Annotated in this window: 1 protein-coding gene; it reads right to left on the minus strand. The window is 32.3% G+C overall.

Annotated elements, in window-relative coordinates; translation table 11 throughout:
• Window positions 1-78 precede the first annotated feature (78 nt).
• Window positions 79-642, minus strand: coding sequence for a hypothetical protein (locus tag IAI56_RS15800; protein ID WP_187658772.1), 564 nt, complete (start codon window positions 640-642; stop codon window positions 79-81).
• Between the last annotated feature and the right edge of the window lie 169 nt (window positions 643-811).

Below are 811 nucleotides of genomic sequence, written 5' to 3' on the forward strand. Positions count from 1 at the left end.
ACTTTTTATAAATATTTTAAAATTTTAGTTTTTTATTGAGGTTGTGCAACAGTTACCGATGTTGGCAGTAGTTTTTATTTATTCTGTGTCATAATATTGTCCAAACCATTTGTCAAACTCTTCTTTATATTTTTCTTGTGCAGAGCTAATAATGTCAGAAGGTTCTTGAATTTGGTCTAACCCATAATCTTCTTTTAACCACTTTAAAAATTTATTCAAGTCTTCACTTTCTTCATAATCGTCTTCGTCTTTGTAAAAATATGTTTCTTCAAAATCAACTGAAATTTCTGTGTCAAATGTTAGTAAATGTAGAAGTTGTAGAATATTTTCAGCTACAATATGTACACCACCTTCATCTCCAAATACAACAATCGGCATTTCGCTAATTTGCTTATTTGTTCCGTCATTCCAAATCGCATAAAACGAGCCCGAACCATTTGCTTGTGCAAAAGGAAATAATTTGTCTAAAAACAAAGTGTCTTCGCTCCAACTTTTAAGTCCTGATTTGTCATCAATTAATACTCCAAAACCTTGTGAGTAATTTTCAAAAGAAGAGATATTTGTCTGAAAGTAAATTAGTTTCTCTAACTCGGTTGGAATTGCTGTTAAACCCCAATTTTCCTTAAATTCTTTAATGTCCATATTTTGTTGTTTTTGTTATGTAGTGTCGTTCAGCAAAATTACTGCCAACGTTTATGGGCTTTGCGTTCGGGCGGGATAAAACTCACTTCCGTTCGGCTAATGTACAAAAGTTTTTAAAATGTACCAAAGTTTGAATTAAAAACTTCAGCCCGCCTGACGTAAAACCCTT

Origin of the sequence: Flavobacterium macrobrachii (assembly GCF_014486675.1) — a bacterium.
Classification (GTDB): domain Bacteria; phylum Bacteroidota; class Bacteroidia; order Flavobacteriales; family Flavobacteriaceae; genus Flavobacterium; species Flavobacterium macrobrachii.

Coding starts and splice junctions, on each gene's coding strand:
- IAI56_RS15800 (WP_187658772.1), bottom strand. CDS start 642: ATGGACATTAAAGAATTTAAGGAAAATTGGGGTTTAACAGCAATTCCA.